Here is a 19,608-nt window from a genome sequence, read left to right as displayed (position 1 = left end):
CGAGGGGAGGCGATGGTCGTGGCGGATGACGTGTTCGAACCGGCCACCGGTGACGGGCCCGTGGTGGCGGAGCCCAGGAGGCCGACGGAGGTGCGGACCGCGTTCGAGGGGCTGCTGCGGATCCGCCGGACGGCGAATGCCACGGGCTGCGAGGCCGTGCCGGCGCCGTGGGAACTGACCCGGATCGTGCGGGCGGTGGCGCTGGCGCTGGAGGCGTCCGGCTTCCCGCCGTCCGCCGTCGCGGCGGACGGCACCGCCCGGCGCACGGCGACCGGTTACCGGGTCCGGCCCGGCGAACGCCCGGAGACGGTGTACGTGGAGTGGCTCGGTCCGCCGGGCAGCGGTGCCGCGCAGGAGGAGGAAGACCGGCTCAAGGCGTGCGCGGACGCGCTGGCGGGGCTGGGGTGGGAGGGGCTGCTGTACCGGGGGCCGCGGAGACGACGCTTCCTGGAGGTCGAGCGGGGGGAGTGGGGGGCGGGGTAGCGGGTGCCCACCCCGCCCGGACCCGGTAGCGCGCTTCACGCGGGGGTCCGGGGGGCGCTGCCCCGGACCCCCGCGCCTCGAACACCGGCGGGGCCCGAAAGCAGCCCGGCCGGGGCAGTCCGGGGCCACCGCGCGAAGTGCGGTACGCCACCCGCGAACCCGTGGCCCGCTACGCCACCCACCCGTCCGCGACCGACAGCGCCGCGTCCAGCGCGGCAAGGCCCTCCTTCGCCTCCGCCTCGGTCACGTTGCACGCCGGGACGGCATGGGTGCGGTTCATGTTGATGAAGGGCCACAGGCCGTTCTTCCTGCAGGCCGCGCCGAACGCCGCCATCGCCGCGTTCGCCTCGCCCGACGCGTTGTACGGCACCAGCGGCTCGCGCGTCTCACGGTCGCGGACCAGCTCGAGTGCCCAGAAGACGCCCGTGCCGCGCACCTCGCCGACCGAGGGGTGGCGCTCGGCCAGGGCCCGCAGGCCGGGTCCGAGTACGGTCTCGCCGATCATCGCCGCGTTCTCGACGACCTTCTCGTCCTCCATGACCTGGATCGTGGCGACGGCGGCCGCGCACGCCAGCGGGTGGCCCGAGTACGTGAGACCGCCCGGGTAGGGCCGCTTGTCGAAGGTTGCCGCGATCTCGGCGGAGATCGCCACGCCGCCCAGCGGTACGTAACCCGAGTTGACGCCCTTGGCGAAGGTGATCAGGTCGGGCACGACGTCGAAGTGCTCCGCGGCGAACCACTTGCCGGTGCGGCCGAAGCCCGCCATGACCTCGTCGAGGACGAAGACGATGCCGTACCGGTCGCAGATCTCGCGGACGCCGGCCAGATAGCCGGGCGGCGGCGTCATGATGCCGGCCGTGCCGGGGATCGTCTCCAGGATGACCGCCGCGATCGTCTGCGGACCCTCGAAGGCGATGGTGTCCTCGAGGTGTGCGAGGGCGCGCTCGCACTCCTGCGACTGTGTCGAGGAGTAGAACGGGGACCGGTAGAGGAACGGCGCCCAGAAGTGGACGACGCCGGCCGTGCCGCTGTCGTTGGCCCAGCGGCGCGGGTCGCCGGTGATGTTGATCGCCGTCGCCGTGCCACCGTGGTAGGAGCGGTAGGCGGAGAGCACCTTGGGGCGGCCCGTGTGCAGACGGGCCATGCGGATGGCGTTCTCGACGGCCTCCGCGCCGCCGTTGGTGAAGAAGATCTTGTCCAGGTCGCCCGGAGTGCGCTCGGCGATCAGCCGCGCGGCCTCCGAGCGCGGTTCCACGGCGAACGCGGGCGCGAAGGTGGCGAGTTTCCCGGCCTGCTCCTGGATCGCCGCGACGACCTTCGGATGCTGGTAGCCGATGTTGGTGTAGACGAGGCCGCTGGTGAAGTCGAGATAGCGGTTGCCGTCGTAGTCCCAGAAGTAGGACCCCTCCGCACCGGCTACGGCGAGCGGGTCGATCAGGCCCTGGGCGGACCAGGAGTGGAACACATGGGCACGGTCGGCGGCCTTCACGGCAGCGCCGGCCCGGGGGTCTGCGTCGGGAGCGGCGGAGGAGGCATGAGGGGTCATGCGTCCCAGCGTAGGGAGCCGCCGACGGGCGACGACATGGCCACCTTGTATGGACTCGGCCGTTTATCTGGGCAGGGTGTCTGGCTCCGGACGACAGGAAGTCCATTGACAGCATGCTGCCGTAATGACAGTCTGCTGTCATATAGGTATACGCGTCGAGGAGGGCACCATGACCCGCAAGACCGTTCATCTGGCCGTGTACGACACCTATGCCGACTGGGAGACGGGCCACACCACCGCTCATCTCACCCAGAACGGCTTCACGGTGAGGACGGTCGGCCCGACGACCGAGCCGGTCACCACCATGGGCGGCGTCCGGATCCAGCCCGACCTCGCGCTCGCCGACCTCGATCCGGCGGACAGCGCCCTGCTGATCCTCACCGGAGCGAACCTCTGGGACACCGGCGACGACCTGGCACCCTTCGCAGCCGAGGCCCGCACCTTCCTCGACGCGGGTGTCCCGGTCGCCGCGATCTGCGGCGCCACCGCCGGACTCGCCCGTGAAGGGCTGCTCGACGACCGCCCGCACACCAGCGCCGTCTCGTTCTACCTGGCCGCCACCGGCTACAAGGGCGGCGAGCACTACGTCGACACGGACGCCGTCACGGCCGGCGACCTGATCACCGCCGGACCGACCGAGCCGGTCGCCTTCGCGCGCGAGGTCTTCGCCCGTCTCGGCGTGTACGAGGGGGAGAAACTGGACGCCTGGTACCGGCTGTTCCACGACTCGGACCCGGCGGCCTTCGCGGTGCTGAACTCATGAGGCCCGCCGGCCACCCGCAGGAGTTGCTGACCCGTACGGCACTGGGCGTCTTCCGGCTGAACGGACAGTTCATCACCGTCTCCGACGGGCTGGCCCGGGAGGCAGGGCTGACCGCGGCCCGCTGGCAGGTGCTCGGCGCCGTACTGCGCGAGCCGCAGTCGGTCGCGCAGGTCGCCCGCACGATGGGCATCACCCGGCAGAGCGTGCAGCGCATCGCCGACGTGCTGGCCGGGCAGGGGCTCGCCGAATACCGCCCCAACCCGGCCCACCGGCGCGCGAAACTGCTGCATGTGACGGACGAGGGGCGGGCCGCGATCGAGCAGCTCGACCCGGGGCACGCACGGCTGGCGAACCGGCTGCTGGACGCGCTGGGACCGGAGCGGTTCTCGGAGACCGTACGGGTCCTGGAACAGCTCTCGGCGGTGATGGGCACGATCGAGGCGGAAGACGCTTCCCCGGCGGACACGGCGGACACGGCGGCCACTGCGAACACAGCGGACGAATCGCACGGACCGAGGCACGCGGACGAAGGCTAGTGGCGCGCCCCCTCCTCGAGCGGGCTTTCCCTCCGGGAACCGGTTCGACCGCCGGGACTGTCTCCTCGCGTACAACGCGACCTGGAATCCGGGTCGCGATCGGGAATCCGGACGGATACAGGGGGGACCGGGCGGGCTCGCAGACGGGTCGGCGGGGGCGACCGCGGGCGGGCACGCGGTCGGATCCTGACCCTTATGGCGCGTGACGGGCGCACTATCCTCGGTCCGTCGAACAATTCGGTACGGGGGAAGGGCCGCGCGGCGATGGAGCAGCTGGCACCGGGGGATCCACACCACATCGGCGAGTACCGGATCCTGAGCCGGCTCGGCGCCGGCGGCATGGGCCAGGTGTACCTCGCCCGGTCCGACCGCGGCCGCACGGTCGCCGTGAAACTCGTACGGCAGGAGCTCGCCGAACAGGAGGAGTTCCGCAACCGGTTCCGCCTCGAGGTACGGTCCGCCCTGCGCGTCGGCGGACAGTGGACCGCTCCCGTGCTCGACGCGGACACGGAGGCGCCGGTCCCGTGGGTCGCCACCGGGTACATCGCCGGGCCGTCACTGCACACCGTCGTCGCCGGCGAGCACGGTCCGCTGCCCGAGCGCAGCGTCCGGCTGCTGGCCTCCGGACTGGCCCACGCGCTGACGGACATCCACGGGGCCGGGCTCATCCACCGTGACCTCAAGCCGTCGAACATCCTGCTCACCATCGACGGGCCGCGCGTCATCGACTTCGGCATCGCGCGGGCACTGGAGACGGTCACCGACGGCGGCCTCACCCGCGCCGGCGCACTCGTCGGGTCCCCCGGCTTCATGTCGCCGGAGCAGGTGCGCGGCGCCGCCGTCACCGTGGCGTGCGACGTCTTCTGCCTCGGGTCCGTACTCGCCTACGCGGCCACCGGACGACTCCCGTTCGGCTCCGCCGACAGCGGCGGGCACGCGCAGATGTTCCGTATCGCGGAGGAGGAGCCGGACCTGTCCGGCGTGCCGGAGAACCTGCTCGGCCTGATCCGCGACTGCCTGCGCAAGGAGGCGGACGCGCGGCCCACGGTCGCGCAGATCCTGGAGCGGACGGCCGCCGACCCGGACGGCGAGCCGTGGCTTCCCGGCACGCTGATCGCCCAACTCGGCCGTCACGCGGTGCGGTTGCTGGATGCCGAGCAGCCCCGGCCGCCCGCGCAGCCTCCGACGCTGACCGCGCCACCCCGCGCGATGCCGACGCCGCCACCCGCACCCGGACCCGCGCCGATGCCGGCTCCGACCCCGCCGCCGCCTTCACCCGGGCACGCATACGGCCGTCCCCAGCCGTACCACCCCGCCCCGTACACTCCTGTGGCCCATGCCCCGGCCCCGCCTCCGCGCCGTGGCTCGCGCGGCGGGACACTCGCGCTGATCGCGGTCGCCCTGGTCGTCGCGCTCGGCGCGGGCGGCTCGGTCTACGCCTTCATGTCCAAGGATCACGGCGACCGGACCTCGGCGGACCCCAAGCCCGGTCCCGAGACACCGGGCCCCTCCAAGGACACTCCCGACCCGGCGCCCACCGGCGCCTCCCCGACCCCGCAGACGGCGGGGGACGTGCCGCAGGAGTACGTCGGCACCTGGCGGGCGACCTTCGACACCGCGGACGGCACCAACGTCCGGATCATGACGATCACACAGGGCTCGTCGGGCGAGCAGGTCATGACCCTCAGTGGAACGGGGCCGAACTACGACTGCCGCTGGTCCGCCACTCTCCGGGCCGCCGGACCGCCTCTCGAACTCTCTCCGACGGCCGTCACGTTCGGCGACCGGACGTCCTGCTCGCCGGGCCAGTGGAGCCGGTTGAACATGCCGAACGACATCACCGTCGTCCGCGAACTCGTCGGCTCCGGCGGGGTTCCCCTCACGTACACGAAGACGGGCTGAGCCGCCGGACACCCACGGTTCGGGTCAGCCCCAGCTGGCGTTGTGGAAGCTGCGGTACTCCCTGCGTTCCTGGGCCGACACGAGCCAGCGCGCGCCCACGAGTCCGGTGAGGCTGAGGCCGATGAGGCCCGCCCCCAGTGCCGGGTCGCCGAAGTCGACGATCGAGGTGACCGCACGCGATCCGAGGCCCTCACCGGGTTGTGCCGGCGGGGTGGGCGACGCCGGCACGGGCGGTGCGCCGGCTCCGGCTTCCTCATCGTCGCGGTCCGCGGGGCCCGGCGGGCCACCCGTCAGGTTCACCCCGAGGGTCTCCATGGCGGTGGTCACCGGCTGGAAGTAGGTGGTGCCGCCCGTGGTGCAGTCCCCGTCGCCTCCGGAGGTCACGCCCAGCGCCAGTCCCTCGGAGAACAGAGGACCGCCGCTGTCCCCGGGCTCCGCGCAGACCGTGGTCTCGATCAGGCCGGTGACCGTGCCCTCCGGGTAGTTGACGGTCGCGTTCAGGGCCGTCACCTCGCCGGAACGGAAGCCGGTCGTGCTGCCGCTGCGGAACACCCGCTGGCCCACGGCGGGTTCGCCGGCCCCGACGATCCGTACGCCCCGGCCGCCGCCGATGTCGACGACGTTGGTGCGGTCGAGGGCGTCGACGTTCTCGTAGCGCACCAGGGAGTAGTCGTCGCCGGGGAAGCTGGCCGCGGTCGTGGTGCCGACGAGCTCGTCGCCCTGACGGTCTTGGAACCAGGTCGTGTCCTGCGGACCGCAGTGCCCCGCCGTCAGGATGAAGGTGTCCTGCCCGTTGGTGACGTTGAAGCCCGCGGTGCACCGCCGCTGGTCGCCGAAGACCGGGATGCCGCCGTTCACCCTGGTGGTGAAGGTGCCCTCGGTCCGCTCCATGCGGACGAAGCCACCGATCCGCTCCGCGAGACCCGACATGCGTGACCAGTCGCCGCCGGAGACGGTGCTGTCCGCGCGTACGGTGATGCCGTTGTCGGCGTAGTCGACCGCCCACGCGGTACCGGCCACGCGGGGCGCCGAGCGCAGGGCCTCGGTGGCCGAGCGGAGCCGGTCCATGCTGTGCTCCACGACCTTCGCCTCCGCGCCCGCCCGGCGTACCTCCTCCGCGGCGTCCTGGTCGGTGACGGCGACGACCGTCCGACCGTCGGCGCCGGTCCAACTGCCCGCGGTACGGGACGGGCCGAGCCGCGAGACGAGCTCCGCGGCCGGGTCCGCGGTGGCTCGCGGCGCGTCCTTCGGCGGTTCGCCCGCCATGGCACCGGAGACCATCAGACCGCCGCTGAACAGCCCGACCACGGCGGCCAGCCGCACGATCCGCTGGACTTTCCGTCGTACGCGCCGGTGTCGTGCGTGCATCATGCGCGGCCCCAAGGTCGTAACGGAATGGCTTCACAGGTGAGATGGACCCCGGACACCGAGGCCTCCCGTTCCAGTACGTGCGGCGGCTCCGAGGTGTTCAACCGGCCCACAGGGACCGGTCCGTCGGGCGGCCCGGCGAAGATCCGGCGGCGATCCGGCGGGGGTTCGGCGGGTGGCCCGGCGGGGGTTCGGCGGGCGGTCCGGCGGGGGTTCGGCGAGGGCCGGGTCCTGCCGGTCCGGGTGTGCGAAGATCCGGACGTGGATGCCTTGATGCCCGAAGATCCCGCGCAGATCGGCCCCTTCCGGCTCCTCGGACGGCTCGGGGTCGGGGGCATGGGCCGGGTCTATCTCGCCCGGTCCGCGGGCGGGCGCACCGTCGCGGTCAAGCTCGTCCGTGCCGAGCTCGCCGCGCAGGACGAGTTCCGTCGCCGGTTCGCGCGCGAGGTCGAGGCACTGGAGCGGGTCGGGGGCGCCGGGACCACACCCGTGATCGCGTCCGACACCACCGCCGACTCCCCCTGGGTGGCCATCGGTTACGTACCGGGCCCGTCACTGCGCAGTGTGGTCGTCGACCAGTACGGGCCGCTCCCGGCGCACTCCGTGCGCGCGCTCGCCGCCGGACTCGCCGACGCGCTCGGGCACATCCACGCCTCCGGGCTTCTGCACCGCGACCTCAAGCCGTCCAACATCCTGCTCACCGTCGACGGTCCCCGCATCATCGACTTCGGCATCGCGCGCGCCGTGGACACCGTCACCGACGGCGGGCTGACCACGACCGGCGCGGTCGTGGGCTCACCGGGCTTCATGTCACCCGAGCAGGTGCGCGGCGAGCGGCTCACACCAGCGTCCGACATCTTCTGCATGGGCGCCGTGCTGGCGTACGCGGCCACCGGACGCCCGCCGTTCGGGTCCGCGGACAGCGGAGTGCACGCCGTCCTGTTCCGTATCGCGCACGAGGAACCGGACCTGGCCGGGCTGCCGCCCGAGCTCGACTCCCTGGTACGCCGTTGTCTGGACAAGCGGCCGACCGCACGGCCGACCGCCGCCGAACTGTCGGACGTGACACTGCCGGACGAACCATGGCTGCCGGCAGGGCTGCTGGCGGGGCTCGGACGGCACGCGGCCCGGCTGCTCGACGCCGACGGGGACCCGACTCCCCCGACACCGATGCCGACACCGACAGCGGCACCGGCACCGGCACCGGCACCGGCTTCCACCGACACGCCCCTGCCCCGCCGGCATCTGCGCACCGTGCTGGTCGCCGCCCTGACGGCCGCCTTACTCGCGGCCGCGGGCACCTTCTTCGCCCTGTCCCCGGACGACGACGGGGGGACGGAGAACGCCAAGGGCACGCCGGGCGGGACCGGTTCCGCGGTCACCCCGTCCGACCGCCAGGAGGGAATCGTGCCCGACGACTTCCTGGGCGCCTGGGAGGGCGTGCTGCGGGGCAGAGCCGACGCGCCCTACGAGACCGGCCGTCTGGAGATCACCCAGGGCCGGGCCGGTGAGAAGACCGGGGTGTACGTCCACGTCACCGGCGAGCGGCTGTGCATGGGGCGCTCCACCCTGGTGTCCGCCGACGCCGACCGGATCGTCTTCGGCGAGAGCGACGTGACCACCAGCGTCCCCGAGAAGCGCTGCACACCCGCCGCGCACCAGACCCTCACCGTGCGGTCCCCCGAGGTGCTCGAGTGGACGTCGGGCGACGTCAGCGCCACGTTCCACCGGTCGAAGAGCGGGCCCAAGGCACTTCCGCCCGCGTTCGTCGGCTACTGGAAGCAGAAGTTCGACGTCCTCGACGCACCACCGGGCTACGAGGACCCCCGCACCTTCGAGATGACCGTCACCCAGGGGCCGGTCGGCGCCCCGCTCGTACGGTTCACCGAGAACTACCCCCGCACCGACGACGAGACGGGCGAGGAAACCGGTGACTCGGTGAACTGCGCCAGTACCGCCGTGCTCGGCGGCGTCGGCGACCTGGTGATCGTCGGCCCGCCCACCCTCGACCCCGGTCAGTCAGACCCCGAGTGCTCGCCGGCGGGCTCGTCGCAGAACCTGCGCATCGACCGCTTCGAGGGCAAGGAGCGTCTGCTCATGTACGGCATGAGCGCGGACGGCGAACCGGCGGAGTACTTCCGCAAGTGACCGCCCACGGCGGCGTCCGCGGCGTCCACGACGTCCGGACGGCGGACCGGTGGGATCGCGTACCACCGGATCTGGCCCTGAGCCGGACGCCGGGCCCCCTGTCGCACGTACCTGCGCGGACAGGGCGCCCGGCGCTTCCGGTGTCAGTGGCGGGGTGCGCGGCCGAGACGCAGAAGGACGGACTCACCGGGAGCGTCGTCCAGGCCGTCGTTGTCGACCGCGCCAACGAGGGCGCCTGCCCCTGTGATCGCGAGACCCTCGGGCTTGTCGTCGGCCGGTGAGCCGTCGGCGGTCAGGGCAGGGAGCAGGTCCTCGACCATGCGCTTGATGACGACCGGGGCGTCTCCGATCGTCGCGGCCGGGCTGACGCGTCCCAGGTCGACACGGAAGACCGCCTTGAGGCCGGCTTCCGCGCCGCGCCGGTTGTCGCGCTCCAGGACCAGCAGGGTGTCGCCGTCGACGGCGGTCAGTTCGCTGACGCCGTGCCATGTGCCGTCCGCGGCGGTGGCGGGGACCCGCTCCAACGGGTAGGCGGCGTAAGCCCATTCGCCGGTGGCCGGGGTGTAGCGGGCGAGGGTGGTGGTCCCGGGGGCGTTCGCCGCCCACTCGCGCTGGACCGCGAGCCACACGTGTTCGCCGGTGACGGCGACACCCTCCAGGCCGTACTTGGCCGCCCCGGCGGTCAGAGCGGTGGGCAGCGGGGTCTCGCTCAGCACCGCACCGTCGGCGCCGACCTCCACCAACAGGTTGGGAACCTTCTTCCCGTCGCCCTCAGAGGCCACCCAGAAACCGCCCTCCTGCCTGGCGGCGACACCCTCGGCGTCGTACGAGACGGCCCTGCCGCCCTTGGTGACGGGCAGGGCGGAGGTGACGACGGCGGGCGTGCGGCCGGTGTCGACGCTCAGTACCCGGCTCGGCCCGTACGCGGAGTCCGTGACGGCCACGACACCGTGGCGGCTGCCGGGAACCCCGCTGAGCCCGGACAGGGCACCGAAGCCGAGCCCGGGGCCGGCCGCCACGATGCTCGGCGCGGCGGTGTTGGCGCGCGGCGCGGCGTCCTGTGAGCGGTGGGTGAGCCGGTAGACGTTGAGCGCGGCACGCACCCCGTCCTTCGCGGAGTCCTCCTCGGACGAGACGACGAGTGCGTTCCGGCGCGGCACCGCCAGGACTCCCTCGGGGCCCACGGCAGTCGGCAGGCCCTGCAGCAGCTTCGGGGCGAGCGGATCGGTCAGGTCGTAGACGGCGACCATGTTGGCGCGCTCCAGCGCGACGAAGGCGTAGCGGGTGCCGTCGATGACGGCGACCGTGATGTTCTCGGGCTCGACACCCTTCTTCCCGGCACGCTTCTCCGGGTACTGGCCGTGGCGGATCGCCAGGTCCTCCAGTTCGCGGCCCGAGGAGAAGACCGCGGCACCGGTGCGGGTGTCGAAGACCGTCCAGGTGCGGGAGCCGCCCTGCCAGTCGCCCTCGTCGGCGGTCGCCACGTACCGGTCGTCGATCCAGGCCGCACCGTCCGGCTCACGGGCGGCGGTGATCGTGCCGGTCGGGGCGATCTCGCCGTCCGAGACGGTGTCCACACCGGTGACGGTGGCGGAACCGGCGGGGAAGTCCTTGACGACCTTCCCGGCGGCCAGGTCGACGACCACGAGGTGGTTGTTCTCCTGGAGGGTGACGACCGCCTGGTTGCGGGAGTTGACGCTCACGTACTCCGGCTCGGGGTCCTGAGGCGCGACGTCCGCGAGGCCGGTCAGGCCGACCTGGCGGACCGTCCAGTCCGCAGGGTCGTCGCCGATGACGTCGACGACCTGGAGAAGGCCGCCGGGGGCCTGGGGCAGGGCGCCGTCGTCGACGTCCTCGTCGCGCTCGTTCTCGATGGCGACCGCGGCGTACCGGCCGTCGGCGGACAGGTCGACCGAGTCGGGCTGCCCGGCGAGCGGAAGTGTCCGCACCGTCCGGCGGGTTCGCAGGTCCACGACGTGCAACTCACCGCCGGGGTGCTGCCTGTCGGCGGAGGTGTTGACGGCGACCAGGGCGTAGCGGTCGCCGAGGACGTCCACGGAGGTGGGCTCACCGCCCACGTCGAGGTGGCCCAGCGGTTCGGGGGCGTCGAGCCGGCGCAGGTCGGTGAAGAGGATCCGTCCGGCGGGCGAGTCGGTGGAGACGACGGTCTTCCCGTCGGCGCTCGCGGCGGATATCTCGACGGCGGTCTGCTCACGCTGCTCGCCGGCGGCGTCGAACGTGTACGCCGGCATGGTCGACACCCGCTGGAACCAGCCGTTCCCGGCGTTGCCGGCGCTTTTGCCGCCGCCCTGGCCCTCGGGGTGGGCGGTGGCGATCGGCGCGGTCGCGGCCGTGACGGCGGCGACCAGCAGCGCGCCGCCTGCGAGCAGGGCACGGCGCGGGCGGCGAGCAGGGGACGCTGAGGTGGGCAAGAGGGCCTCCGGGACGCGAGGACGAGGGTGCGTCCTGTGGTTCTAGCGCCCCGGCTGCCCATGTGTCGGTGCTTGGGGTGAATTCCCGGCGAATACACGGCTTCGGCCGTGCGAATGCCGTGGCCCGGCAGCGCCGGGCCCGATCGGGGCGGGCGCGTCCGGGCGGCATCGCGGCACGCGGCACGCGCACCGGTTCCGGTGCCGGCGGCCGACACGGAGGAACCCCGGGCGCGGATCCACGGCGAAGACGCTCGGCCCTCGCCGCGGATCTGCCCCTCGGGGGTCTACCAGTGTCCCGCGGATGGTCCACCGGAACGAGTCGATCTCGCTCGCCGAGGCCACGCGTCGGCAGCGGCTCGGACGGCGACGTGCCGACCACCGCCCGCCACCGCCGTGCCTCACTGCGGCGGCTGACCGCCGTAGGGCTGGTGACCGTACGGGGACTGGGCCGGGGACTGGGCCGGGGGCTGGTAACCGTACGGGGGCTGCTGGGCGTACGGCTGCTGGTGCTGGTGCTGGTGCTGCTGATGCTGCGGCGCCGGGGACGGAGGCTGTGGCCCGCCGTAGGGCTGCTGGGTGTACCCCTGCTGCGGGCCGGGCCCGTACTGCTGCGGCCCGTGCCACTGTGCGGGCGGCAGGCTGCCGGGCGGGAGGTAGGAGACCTGGCCGGGGGAGGGCTCGTGGCGTACGAAACCCGCGGCCTCGAGGTGTGCGCCGGCCTTCTTGTGGCGAGCGAAGTTGAACCAGACACCGAGGCCGGCGACCGCGGCGAGGAAGCACACGTAGCCGAGAACCAGACCAGGGCTGTCGCCCAGGGAGCTGAGCGGTCGCAGGCTCGCCAGCAGGAGCGCGATCCCGATGACCGGCAGCCGCCTCAGCAGCGCGGCCCTGCTGCTCAGGTCGAACAGAACCCGCTTCTTGTTGAGTTCCAGCACCTGCTGCGGGATCTCGGGGATCCGGGGTGCGTACGGCCAGTACTGCGCGGCACGCGCCTGCGCCTGCGGGCTCGGGTCGGGGGTGAAGGCCAGCTTGATGGAGAAGAGCTCCTGCCGGGCCCCGGCGTACTGGTAGCCGAACAGCTCGGCGACGCACACCAGCGTCGCGAGCCGCTTCGTCATCGACATCGTGGTTGTGAACTCGAACGGCATGCCCCGCCGCATGCTGTCGAGCAACTGGGTCGTCTGGCGATCCGCCATGTGTCTTCACCCCTGAACCGGCATCGGCAGTGCTCCCGCCTCGGCGCCGGCGTGAACATTCGGAACACGCAGCCTAACCAGCCGCGTGCGCGGCAAGGAGAAGGCCCTGCCCGCCTCGTACGCCGGCGGACCTCGTCCGCCGGTTGCGGGGCACCGACGCGAAGGCCCCGGACGCCGCATGCGCGTCCGGGGCCCTCGTGCCGTGTCCGTCCTGCCGGGCAGGCCTACAGGAAGGAGTTGATCTCGATCGTCTCGGTCCGGCCGGGGCCGACGCCGATCGCCGAGATCGGCGCGCCGGACATCTCCTCCAGCGCCTTCACGTACGCCTGCGCGTTCTTCGGCAGGTCGGAGAAGGTCTTCGCCTTGGTGATGTCCTCGGACCAGCCCGGCAGCATCTCGTACACCGGCTTCGCGTGGTGGAAGTCGGTCTGCGAGTACGGCAGCTCCTCGACGCGCTTGCCGTCGATCTCGTAGGCGACGCAGACGGGGATCTGCTCCCAGCCGGTGAGCACGTCCAGCTTGGTGAGGAAGAAGTCGGTCAGGCCGTTGACACGGGTCGCGTAGCGCGCGATGACCGCGTCGAACCAGCCGCAGCGACGGTCACGGCCGGTGGTGACGCCACGCTCGCCGCCGATGCGGCGCAGTGCCTCGCCGTCCTCGTCGAACAGCTCGGTCGGGAACGGGCCGGCGCCGACACGGGTCGTGTACGCCTTGAGGATGCCGATGACCCGGCTGATCTTCGTCGGTCCCACGCCCGCACCGGTGCAGGCGCCGCCCGCGGTCGGGTTGGAGGAGGTGACGAAGGGGTACGTGCCGTGGTCGACGTCGAGCAGCGTGCCCTGGCCGCCCTCGAAGAGGACGACCTTGCCCTCGTCGATGGCGTTGTTCAGGATCAGCGTGGTGTCGGCGACGTACGGCCGGATCTGCTCCGCGTACTGGAGCATCTCCTCGACGATCTTCTCCGCCTCGATGGCACGGCGGTTGAAGACCTTGGTGAGGAGCTGGTTCTTGGTGTCGAGAGCCGCCTCGACCTTCTGCATCAGGATCGACTCGTCGTAGAGGTCCTGGACGCGGATACCGACCCGGTTGATCTTGTCGGCGTACGTCGGGCCGATGCCGCGGCCGGTGGTCCCGATCTTGCGCTTGCCGAGGAAGCGCTCCGTCACCTTGTCGACGGTGACGTTGTACGGGGTGATCAGATGGGCGTTGCCGCTGATCAGAAGCTTGGACGTATCGACGCCGCGGTCGTTCAGCCCGCTCAGCTCGGAGAGCAGAACCGCCGGGTCCACGACGACACCGTTGCCGATGACCGGAGTACATCCGGGCGAGAGGATTCCGGAAGGGAGCAGATGGAGCGCATACTTCTGGTCGCCGACGACGACCGTGTGGCCGGCGTTGTTGCCACCCTGGTAGCGCACCACATAATCAACGGATCCACCGAGCAGGTCGGTGGCCTTTCCCTTGCCCTCGTCACCCCACTGAGCACCGAGCAGCACAAGTGCGGGCACAGGCGTACACCCCTTCCGGGCGGGGCAAGACCAAGGTCAGGGGGGCCGGAGCCATGCCTGAGTCCTGGGACAGGTTGCCCCGGAATAGACGAAGCCCCTGGCGCAATAGCGCAAGGGGCTCTTGCACAAAGATGCTACCCGAGGAAGGACCGAGGTGTCGGCTCACGACCAGCTGCTGGTGGTCATCGACCCGGTCGCCCGCCGAATGGACGGCGAGTCCGTGCGTATCGCGAAAGATGTGCTGTGCGGCGGGGCAGAAGCGAAAATCTGCCTTCCCCAGGGGCCGGAGGAGTTCGCCCGGGCCCTGGCCCGGCGCGGGCCCCGGCGACCGGTCGTGGTGGGCGACGACCGGGCGCTGCTGAGGGCCGTGTCCCTGCTGCACCGGGACCGCTGGCTCGGTGACGGCGTCCTGGCACTGGTCCCGGTGGGCGCCTCCGTACGGCTCGCGCACTCGCTCGGCGTGCCCGCCGGGGCGGTGGCGGCGGCCAGGGCGGTCCTCGACGGCAGCCCGCGGCGGCTGGACCTGCTGGTGGACGAGAGCGACGGTGTGGTGCTGGGGGATCTGGCGATTCCGGCGACGCGCCCGGTGCAGCGCGCGGAGGGCGTGTCGGTGTGGACCACGGCCCGCTCCCTGGTCCGCACGCTCGTGGGCCCCGCCCCCGTGGCCGCTCCGGTGCGTACGCACCGGCTGCGGGTGGAGGCGGACGGTGTCCTGCTGACCGACCTCGACCGGCCCGTCGAGGACGTGACCGTGCGGGCCGGCCTGGGCGGCCGCGCCGAGGTCGTCGTACGGCACGGCACGGACGAGGAGCCGCTGCGTGCGAGCGCCCGGTCGGTGACCGTCTCGGGCGCGGACTTCCGCTATCGCGCGGACGCGCACCTCACGGGCCCGGTCCGGACCCGGACGTGGACGTGCCGTGCGGGCGCGTGGGGCCTGACACTGCCGGTCCCCGCCCCGGCGGGCTGACGCGGGCGTACGCCGACCGGTGGATGGCACCGGGGCCGCAGCGGGCCTGCCCGGCAGAGGCCCAGGAGCCCGACGTGGGCGGGCGTAGGAGGGCGTAGGTGCGGCAGGCGGCACCGGGGGCGGCCTGACTCGGTGCCGCGCCGGCGGCCGGCGCCGGGGCCCCGCGGGCTGACGCCCGGGAGCCCGATGTGAGGGCGCGCCGGTTCGGCGGGGCGGGGTCAGGGCTTGCCGTAGAGCTGGTCGCGATGCTCGCGCCAGCGCTCCATGAGCAGGACGAGTTCCTTCTCCAGGAACTGGAAGAACTCCAGCGTCTCCGACATCCGGCGCCCGGCCCTCGTGCCGGGGCCGAGACTCGCCACGCCCTCGCGCAGCGTGCCCTCCCAGCGCTTGAGGATCTGGTCCCGGTTGGTGAGCGCCTCGTACCACTGGTTGCCGTGCACCCGGTAGCGCTCGCGGCGGGAGCCGGGTTCGCGCTCGCGGGACACCATGTCGACCTGGGACAGGTAGCGGATGGCGCCGGAGACGGCGGCCGGGCTGACCTGGAGCTGGGCTCCCAGCTCGGCCGAGCTCATCACACCGGCGTCGGACGAGAGCAGGGCGGCGAAGACGCGGGCGGGCATCCGGGTCATGCCCGCCTCGACGAGCTGGGCGGCGAAGCGCTCCACGAAAGCGGACACCGCCTCCTCGTCACGCGGCTGCCGCGCCGCCGCCGCGGTCTGTTCAGTCACCACCGGGTCCTCTCCCTGGTCATCGCCTGAGAGCGAGTTTATACGCTTCCTTAACTTCAGAAATTTGTGAAAACAGCGTACGTTCTGAAGCATGACGAAGGCAATCACCGTCTCCGGACTCCACAAGTCGTTCGGGCGGACACACGCGCTGGACGGCCTCGACCTCGCCGTCGGGGCCGGTGAGGTCCACGGCTTCCTCGGCCCCAACGGCGCCGGCAAGTCGACCACCATCCGGGTCCTGCTCGGCCTGCTGCGCGCCGACTCCGGGGCGGCGCAACTGCTCGGCAAGGACCCCTGGCACGACGCCGTCGAACTGCACCGGCGCCTCGCCTACGTCCCCGGCGACGTCGAACTGTGGCCCTCCCTCACCGGTGGCGAGGCCATCGACCTGCTCTCCCGGCTGCGCGGCGGCATCGACAAGCGGCGGCGCGACGAACTCGTCGAACGCTTCGGCCTCGATCCGACGAAGAAGGGCCGGACCTACTCCAAGGGCAACCGGCAGAAGGTCGCGATCGTCGCCGCCCTCGCGTCCGACGCCGAACTCCTGCTGCTCGACGAGCCGACCGCCGGACTCGACCCCCTGATGGAGGTCGTCTTCCAGGACGTCATCGCGGAGGCGAAGGCCGCGGGAAGGACCGTGCTGCTCTCCAGCCACATCCTGGCCCAGGTCGAGAAGCTGGCCGATCGGGTCAGCATCATCCGCCGGGGCAGGGTCGTGCAGTCGGGGACGCTCAGCGAGATGCGGCATCTGACCCGTACGACCGTCGAGGCGGAGACGGCCCGCCCGGCCTCCGGTCTCGCGGGGCTGCCGGGCGTGCACGACGTGCGGACCGAGGACGGCCGGGTGCGGTTCGCCGTGGACGGCGCGGAGTTGGACGGCGCGATCCGCCGGCTCTCCGAGTTCGGGGTACGCAGCCTGATCAGCCACCCGCCGACGCTGGAGGAGCTGATGCTCCGCCACTACGGCGACGAACTCGCGGGGAACGGCCACGGCACAGAGGCCGGGGGCGTGTCGCGATGAGTACCGCCACCGCCACGAAGGCACCCGCCACGGCGGGGCCCGCCACCGCCGCGGGTCCGCTCGCCGGGACCCGTACGCTGATCCGCTTCGCCCTGCGCAGGGACCGTGTCCGGCTCCCGGTCTGGCTCCTCGCCCTGTTCGTGGGCACGCTCTCGACGGCCGGCAACTACAAGACGCTCTACGCCGACCCGAAGGACCGCGCCGCCGCCGTCGGCACCATGGACAGCCCCGCCGGTCTCGCCATGAGCGGACCACGGCACTATCTGGACGACTACGGCTTCGGCGCCATGCTCGGCCACCAGATGCTGGGCTTCACAGCCGTCATGGTCGGCCTGATGAGCGTCCTGATCGTCACCCGGCACACCCGGGGCGAGGAGGAGACGGGCCGCGCCGAGCTGGTGCGCTCCGCCGCCGTCGGACGCCACGCGCAGCTCGCGGCGGCGCTCGCCGTGGCCGTACTCGCCGACGTGGCGCTCGCCCTGCTGATGGCCGTCGGCCTCGGCGGGCTGGGCATCGAGGGCATCGACACGGGCGGATCGCTGCTCTACGGCTTCGCGCACGCCGCCGTCGGCATCGTCTTCGCCTCCGTCGCCGCCGTCACCGTGCAGATCACGGCGCACACCCGCGGCGCCTCCGGCATGGCGCTGGCCGTCATCGGCGTCGCGTACGTGCTGCGTGCCGCGGGCGACTCGGGCGGCAACGACGCCCTGTCGTGGCTGTCCCCGATCGGCTGGGTCCAGCGGACGTACGTCTACGTCGACGACCGCTGGTGGCCGCTGCTGCTGTGCCTCGCACTCGCCGCGCTGTGCGCCGCCGCCGGCTTCGTGCTCTCCACCCGACGGGACGTGGGCGCGGGCCTGCGCGCCTCGCGGCCCGGCAGCCCGGTCGCCTCCGACGCCCTGAGCACGCCGCTCGGCTTCGCGCTGCGGCTGCACCGCGGCATGCTGACCGGCTTCGGCGCCGGACTGTTCCTGATGGGCGCGATGTACGGGTCGATCCTCGGCGAGGCCGAGGACATGCTCAAGAACATCGACCAGATCCAGGAGGCGCTGGCGGAGATCGGCGGCGCCACCATGGCGGAGTCCTTCGCCTCGATGGTGATGGTCGTCATCGCGGTCGTGGCGGCGGTGTACGTGGTGATGGCCGCGCTGCGGCCGCGCGCCGAGGAGACCGCCGGGCGGGCGGAGCCACTGCTCGCGACCGGCCTGTCCCGCACCCGCTGGGTGGGCGGCCACCTGGCGGTGGCCATGGCCGGCGGCACCGGACTGCTGCTCCTGGCGGGCATCGGCTTCGGCCTCTCGGGAGCGGCCTCGGCCTCGGACGGCGGGCTGTTCCTCGAACTGGTGGGTGCGGCACTGGCCTACGCACCGGCCCTGTGGGTGACGGTCGGGGTCGCCGTGGTGCTCTTCGGCTGGTTCCCGCGGGCGAGCGCGGCGGCATGGGTCGTACCGGTGTACGCGTTCGTGGTGGGCTACCTGGGGCCGCTCCTGCGGTTCCCGGACTGGATGAGCGACGTGTCGCCGTTCGGGCATGTGCCGCGGCTGCCGGCGTCGGGGATGAGCTGGACGCCGATGGTGGTGCTGACGGTGGTCGCGGCGGGGCTGGTGTGGGCCGGGCTGGAGGGGTTCCGGCGGCGGGATCTGGAGACGAAGTAGCCGCGGGGCGGGACGGGGACGTACGGGTCGGGGCCGGAGCCGCGGCGGCGGGCCCGGCCCTCCCCGCCCCTTCCAGGACCGGCCGGCTCGGCCTCGTACCGCCCGCGGCGGCGTGCCGCGCGCACCGTCACAGTTCGACCCGCAGCTCCTCCAGTCCCCTGATCACGAAGCCCGGCTTCCACCGCGGCTCCTCCGCGAGCCGCATCGTCGGGCACTCCCTCAGCAGTTCCCCGAACGACGCCAGCAGTTCGACGCGCGCCAGCGGCGCGCCCAGGCAGTAGTGGATGCCCGCGCCGAACGTGACGTGCGGGTTGTCCTTCCGCGCCAGGTCCAGGGTGTCGGGGTGCTCGAAGCGGGCGCCGTCGCGGTTCGCCGAGCCGAAGAGCAGCGCCAGTTCGGAGCCGCGGGGCACCACGGTCCCGTCGATCTCGATGTCGTCGAGCACCCAGCGTTCGAAGAGCTGCAGCGGGGTGTCGAAGCGCATCAGTTCTTCCACAGCCGTGGACAGCAGCGAGTGGTCCGCCCGCAGGGCCGCCAGCTGCTCGGGGTGGCGCAGCAGCGTCCACCACCCGTTGGCCGTCGTGTTGACGGTCGCCTCGTGCCCCGCGTTCAGCAGCAGCACACAGGTGGAGATCATCTCCTGCTCGCTCAGCCGCTCGCCCTCGTCGTGGGCGGCGATCAGCGCGGAGATCAGGTCGTCCCCCGGCTCGACCCGCCGGGCGGCGATCAGCTCCCGCAGATAGGCGCTGAACTCGACCGACGCCCGCACCGCCCGCGCCGCCGTCTCCTGCGAGGGGTTCAGCTCGTACATCCCGCAGATGTCGGCGGACCAGGGCCGCAGCAGCGGACGGTCCGACTCCGGGATGCCCAGCATCTCGGCGATCACCGCCACCGGCAGCGGCTCCGCGACCTCGGCCAGCAGATCGCCGCCGCCCGCCTTCCTGAAGCCGGCGACCAGGCCGGCCGCCAGCCGCTCCACCACCGGCTGGAGCGCCTGCACGGTCCGAGGGGTGAACGCCTTCGTCACCAGCCGCCGGATCCGGGGGTGGTCCGGGGCCTCGAGGTCCAGCAGACCGTTGTCGTTGAGGATGTGGAACGGCTCGTGCGCGGCGGGCGGCGGGGTGCGCCCGAACTCCTCGTGCGTGAAGCGGTGCAGATACGTCCGCCCCAGCCGCCGGTCACGCAGCAGCGCCGACACGTCCGCGTGGTGCGGCACGAGGTACTGCCGCGTCGGCTCGAACCGGTGCACCCGCCCCCGGGCACGGAGCTCGGCCAGGGCGGGGTACGGGTCGGCGACGAACGAGGGGGACCAGGGTTCGAAGGGCACGTCGGTTCCAGCGTCCATGCCGGGACGT

Annotated in this window: 15 protein-coding genes; 8 read left to right on the top strand and 7 right to left on the bottom strand. The window is 72.6% G+C overall.

The window, feature by feature from the left end:
- Positions 1 to 12: 12 nt before the first annotated feature.
- Positions 13 to 483 carry a hypothetical protein gene (locus ACFYV1_RS17135; RefSeq protein ID WP_389396274.1) on the top strand — a complete coding sequence of 157 codons (471 nt, stop codon included), beginning with the start codon at positions 13 to 15 and terminating at the stop codon, positions 481 to 483.
- A gap of 169 nt (positions 484 to 652) precedes the next feature.
- On the opposite strand, the gene ACFYV1_RS17130 is transcribed toward ACFYV1_RS17135, so the two are convergent.
- On the bottom strand, positions 653 to 2,029 hold the full coding sequence (locus ACFYV1_RS17130) for an aspartate aminotransferase family protein (RefSeq protein WP_389396273.1): 1,377 nt from the start codon (positions 2,027 to 2,029) through the stop codon (positions 653 to 655).
- Between the two features lie 169 nt (positions 2,030 to 2,198).
- Between ACFYV1_RS17130 and ACFYV1_RS17125 the strand changes: the two genes are divergently transcribed.
- The 3 genes from ACFYV1_RS17125 to ACFYV1_RS17115 all read left to right on the top strand — a co-directional run bounded on the left by ACFYV1_RS17125 (position 2,199) and on the right by ACFYV1_RS17115 (position 5,230).
- Positions 2,199 to 2,792, top strand: coding sequence for a type 1 glutamine amidotransferase family protein (locus tag ACFYV1_RS17125; RefSeq protein ID WP_389396272.1), 594 nt, complete (start codon positions 2,199 to 2,201; stop codon positions 2,790 to 2,792).
- Entirely contained in the window at positions 2,789 to 3,328 is a 540-nt protein-coding gene (locus ACFYV1_RS17120) for a MarR family winged helix-turn-helix transcriptional regulator (protein WP_389396271.1), read from the top strand. The genes ACFYV1_RS17125 and ACFYV1_RS17120 overlap by 4 nt, the downstream gene beginning before the upstream one ends.
- Before the next feature lie 264 nt (positions 3,329 to 3,592).
- Positions 3,593 to 5,230 (top strand): serine/threonine-protein kinase, encoded by a 1,638-nt coding sequence (locus tag ACFYV1_RS17115; RefSeq protein WP_389396270.1) that lies wholly within the window; start codon positions 3,593 to 3,595, stop codon positions 5,228 to 5,230.
- A 24-nt stretch (positions 5,231 to 5,254) separates the two neighbouring features.
- Here ACFYV1_RS17115 and ACFYV1_RS17110 read toward each other — a convergent pair whose 3' ends face one another.
- Positions 5,255 to 6,601 carry a S1 family peptidase gene (locus ACFYV1_RS17110; protein ID WP_389396269.1) on the bottom strand — a complete coding sequence of 449 codons (1,347 nt, stop codon included), beginning with the start codon at positions 6,599 to 6,601 and terminating at the stop codon, positions 5,255 to 5,257.
- A 270-nt stretch (positions 6,602 to 6,871) separates the two neighbouring features.
- Between ACFYV1_RS17110 and ACFYV1_RS17105 the strand changes: the two genes are divergently transcribed.
- The gene (locus ACFYV1_RS17105; protein ID WP_389396268.1) at positions 6,872 to 8,746 is read left to right on the top strand and encodes a serine/threonine-protein kinase; all 1,875 of its coding nucleotides are present in this window, start codon (positions 6,872 to 6,874) and stop codon (positions 8,744 to 8,746) included.
- A 143-nt stretch (positions 8,747 to 8,889) separates the two neighbouring features.
- On the opposite strand, the gene ACFYV1_RS17100 is transcribed toward ACFYV1_RS17105, so the two are convergent.
- From ACFYV1_RS17100 to ACFYV1_RS17090, 3 genes are all read right to left on the bottom strand, one after another.
- Positions 8,890 to 11,178 carry an esterase-like activity of phytase family protein gene (locus tag ACFYV1_RS17100; protein WP_389396267.1) on the bottom strand — a complete coding sequence of 763 codons (2,289 nt, stop codon included), beginning with the start codon at positions 11,176 to 11,178 and terminating at the stop codon, positions 8,890 to 8,892.
- 398 nt (positions 11,179 to 11,576) lie between these two features.
- The gene (locus ACFYV1_RS17095; RefSeq protein WP_389396266.1) at positions 11,577 to 12,374 is read right to left on the bottom strand and encodes a hypothetical protein; all 798 of its coding nucleotides are present in this window, start codon (positions 12,372 to 12,374) and stop codon (positions 11,577 to 11,579) included.
- Between the two features lie 224 nt (positions 12,375 to 12,598).
- Positions 12,599 to 13,882 (bottom strand): adenylosuccinate synthase, encoded by a 1,284-nt coding sequence (locus ACFYV1_RS17090; RefSeq protein ID WP_389396265.1) that lies wholly within the window; start codon positions 13,880 to 13,882, stop codon positions 12,599 to 12,601.
- 154 nt (positions 13,883 to 14,036) lie between these two features.
- On the opposite strand from ACFYV1_RS17090, the gene ACFYV1_RS17085 reads away from it, so the two are divergent.
- The gene (locus ACFYV1_RS17085; RefSeq protein WP_389396264.1) at positions 14,037 to 14,849 is read left to right on the top strand and encodes a diacylglycerol kinase; all 813 of its coding nucleotides are present in this window, start codon (positions 14,037 to 14,039) and stop codon (positions 14,847 to 14,849) included.
- Between the two features lie 218 nt (positions 14,850 to 15,067).
- Here the strand turns inward: ACFYV1_RS17085 and ACFYV1_RS17080 are convergent, their stop codons facing one another.
- Positions 15,068 to 15,580 (bottom strand): GbsR/MarR family transcriptional regulator, encoded by a 513-nt coding sequence (locus ACFYV1_RS17080; protein ID WP_389396263.1) that lies wholly within the window; start codon positions 15,578 to 15,580, stop codon positions 15,068 to 15,070.
- Positions 15,581 to 15,668: 88 nt separating this feature from the next.
- On the opposite strand from ACFYV1_RS17080, the gene ACFYV1_RS17075 reads away from it, so the two are divergent.
- Together ACFYV1_RS17075 and ACFYV1_RS17070 are read left to right on the top strand one after the other, a co-directional pair.
- On the top strand, positions 15,669 to 16,598 hold the full coding sequence (locus ACFYV1_RS17075) for an ABC transporter ATP-binding protein (RefSeq protein WP_389396262.1): 930 nt from the start codon (positions 15,669 to 15,671) through the stop codon (positions 16,596 to 16,598).
- A complete protein-coding gene (locus ACFYV1_RS17070) occupies positions 16,595 to 18,253 on the top strand; it encodes an ABC transporter permease (protein ID WP_389396261.1) in 1,659 nt (552 codons plus the stop codon). The genes ACFYV1_RS17075 and ACFYV1_RS17070 overlap by 4 nt, the downstream gene beginning before the upstream one ends.
- Positions 18,254 to 18,380: 127 nt before the next feature.
- Here the strand turns inward: ACFYV1_RS17070 and ACFYV1_RS17065 are convergent, their stop codons facing one another.
- Positions 18,381 to 19,598: a cytochrome P450 gene (locus tag ACFYV1_RS17065; RefSeq protein ID WP_389396260.1), complete on the bottom strand. Its 1,218-nt coding sequence runs from the start codon at positions 19,596 to 19,598 to the stop codon at positions 18,381 to 18,383.
- Between the last annotated feature and the right edge of the window lie 10 nt (positions 19,599 to 19,608).

The organism is Streptomyces sp. NPDC003023, from assembly GCF_042888225.1.
Classification (GTDB): Bacteria; Actinomycetota; Actinomycetes; order Streptomycetales; family Streptomycetaceae; genus Streptomyces.
This window is presented reverse-complemented; position numbering and strand designations above follow the sequence as displayed.

Excerpts from the sequence above, each read along its gene's own strand:
- ACFYV1_RS17070 (WP_389396261.1), top strand. The coding sequence starts at position 16,595 with ATGAGTACCGCCACCGCCACGAAGGCACCCGCCACGGCGGGGCCCGCC.
- ACFYV1_RS17075 (WP_389396262.1), top strand. The coding sequence starts at position 15,669 with ATGACGAAGGCAATCACCGTCTCCGGACTCCACAAGTCGTTCGGGCGG.
- ACFYV1_RS17125 (WP_389396272.1), top strand. The coding sequence starts at position 2,199 with ATGACCCGCAAGACCGTTCATCTGGCCGTGTACGACACCTATGCCGAC.
- ACFYV1_RS17095 (WP_389396266.1), bottom strand. The coding sequence starts at position 12,374 with ATGGCGGATCGCCAGACGACCCAGTTGCTCGACAGCATGCGGCGGGGC.
- ACFYV1_RS17065 (WP_389396260.1), bottom strand. The coding sequence starts at position 19,598 with ATGGACGCTGGAACCGACGTGCCCTTCGAACCCTGGTCCCCCTCGTTC.
- ACFYV1_RS17135 (WP_389396274.1), top strand. The coding sequence starts at position 13 with ATGGTCGTGGCGGATGACGTGTTCGAACCGGCCACCGGTGACGGGCCC.
- ACFYV1_RS17105 (WP_389396268.1), top strand. The coding sequence starts at position 6,872 with ATGCCCGAAGATCCCGCGCAGATCGGCCCCTTCCGGCTCCTCGGACGG.
- ACFYV1_RS17130 (WP_389396273.1), bottom strand. The coding sequence starts at position 2,029 with ATGACCCCTCATGCCTCCTCCGCCGCTCCCGACGCAGACCCCCGGGCC.
- ACFYV1_RS17115 (WP_389396270.1), top strand. The coding sequence starts at position 3,593 with ATGGAGCAGCTGGCACCGGGGGATCCACACCACATCGGCGAGTACCGG.
- ACFYV1_RS17120 (WP_389396271.1), top strand. The coding sequence starts at position 2,789 with ATGAGGCCCGCCGGCCACCCGCAGGAGTTGCTGACCCGTACGGCACTG.
- ACFYV1_RS17110 (WP_389396269.1), bottom strand. The coding sequence starts at position 6,601 with ATGATGCACGCACGACACCGGCGCGTACGACGGAAAGTCCAGCGGATC.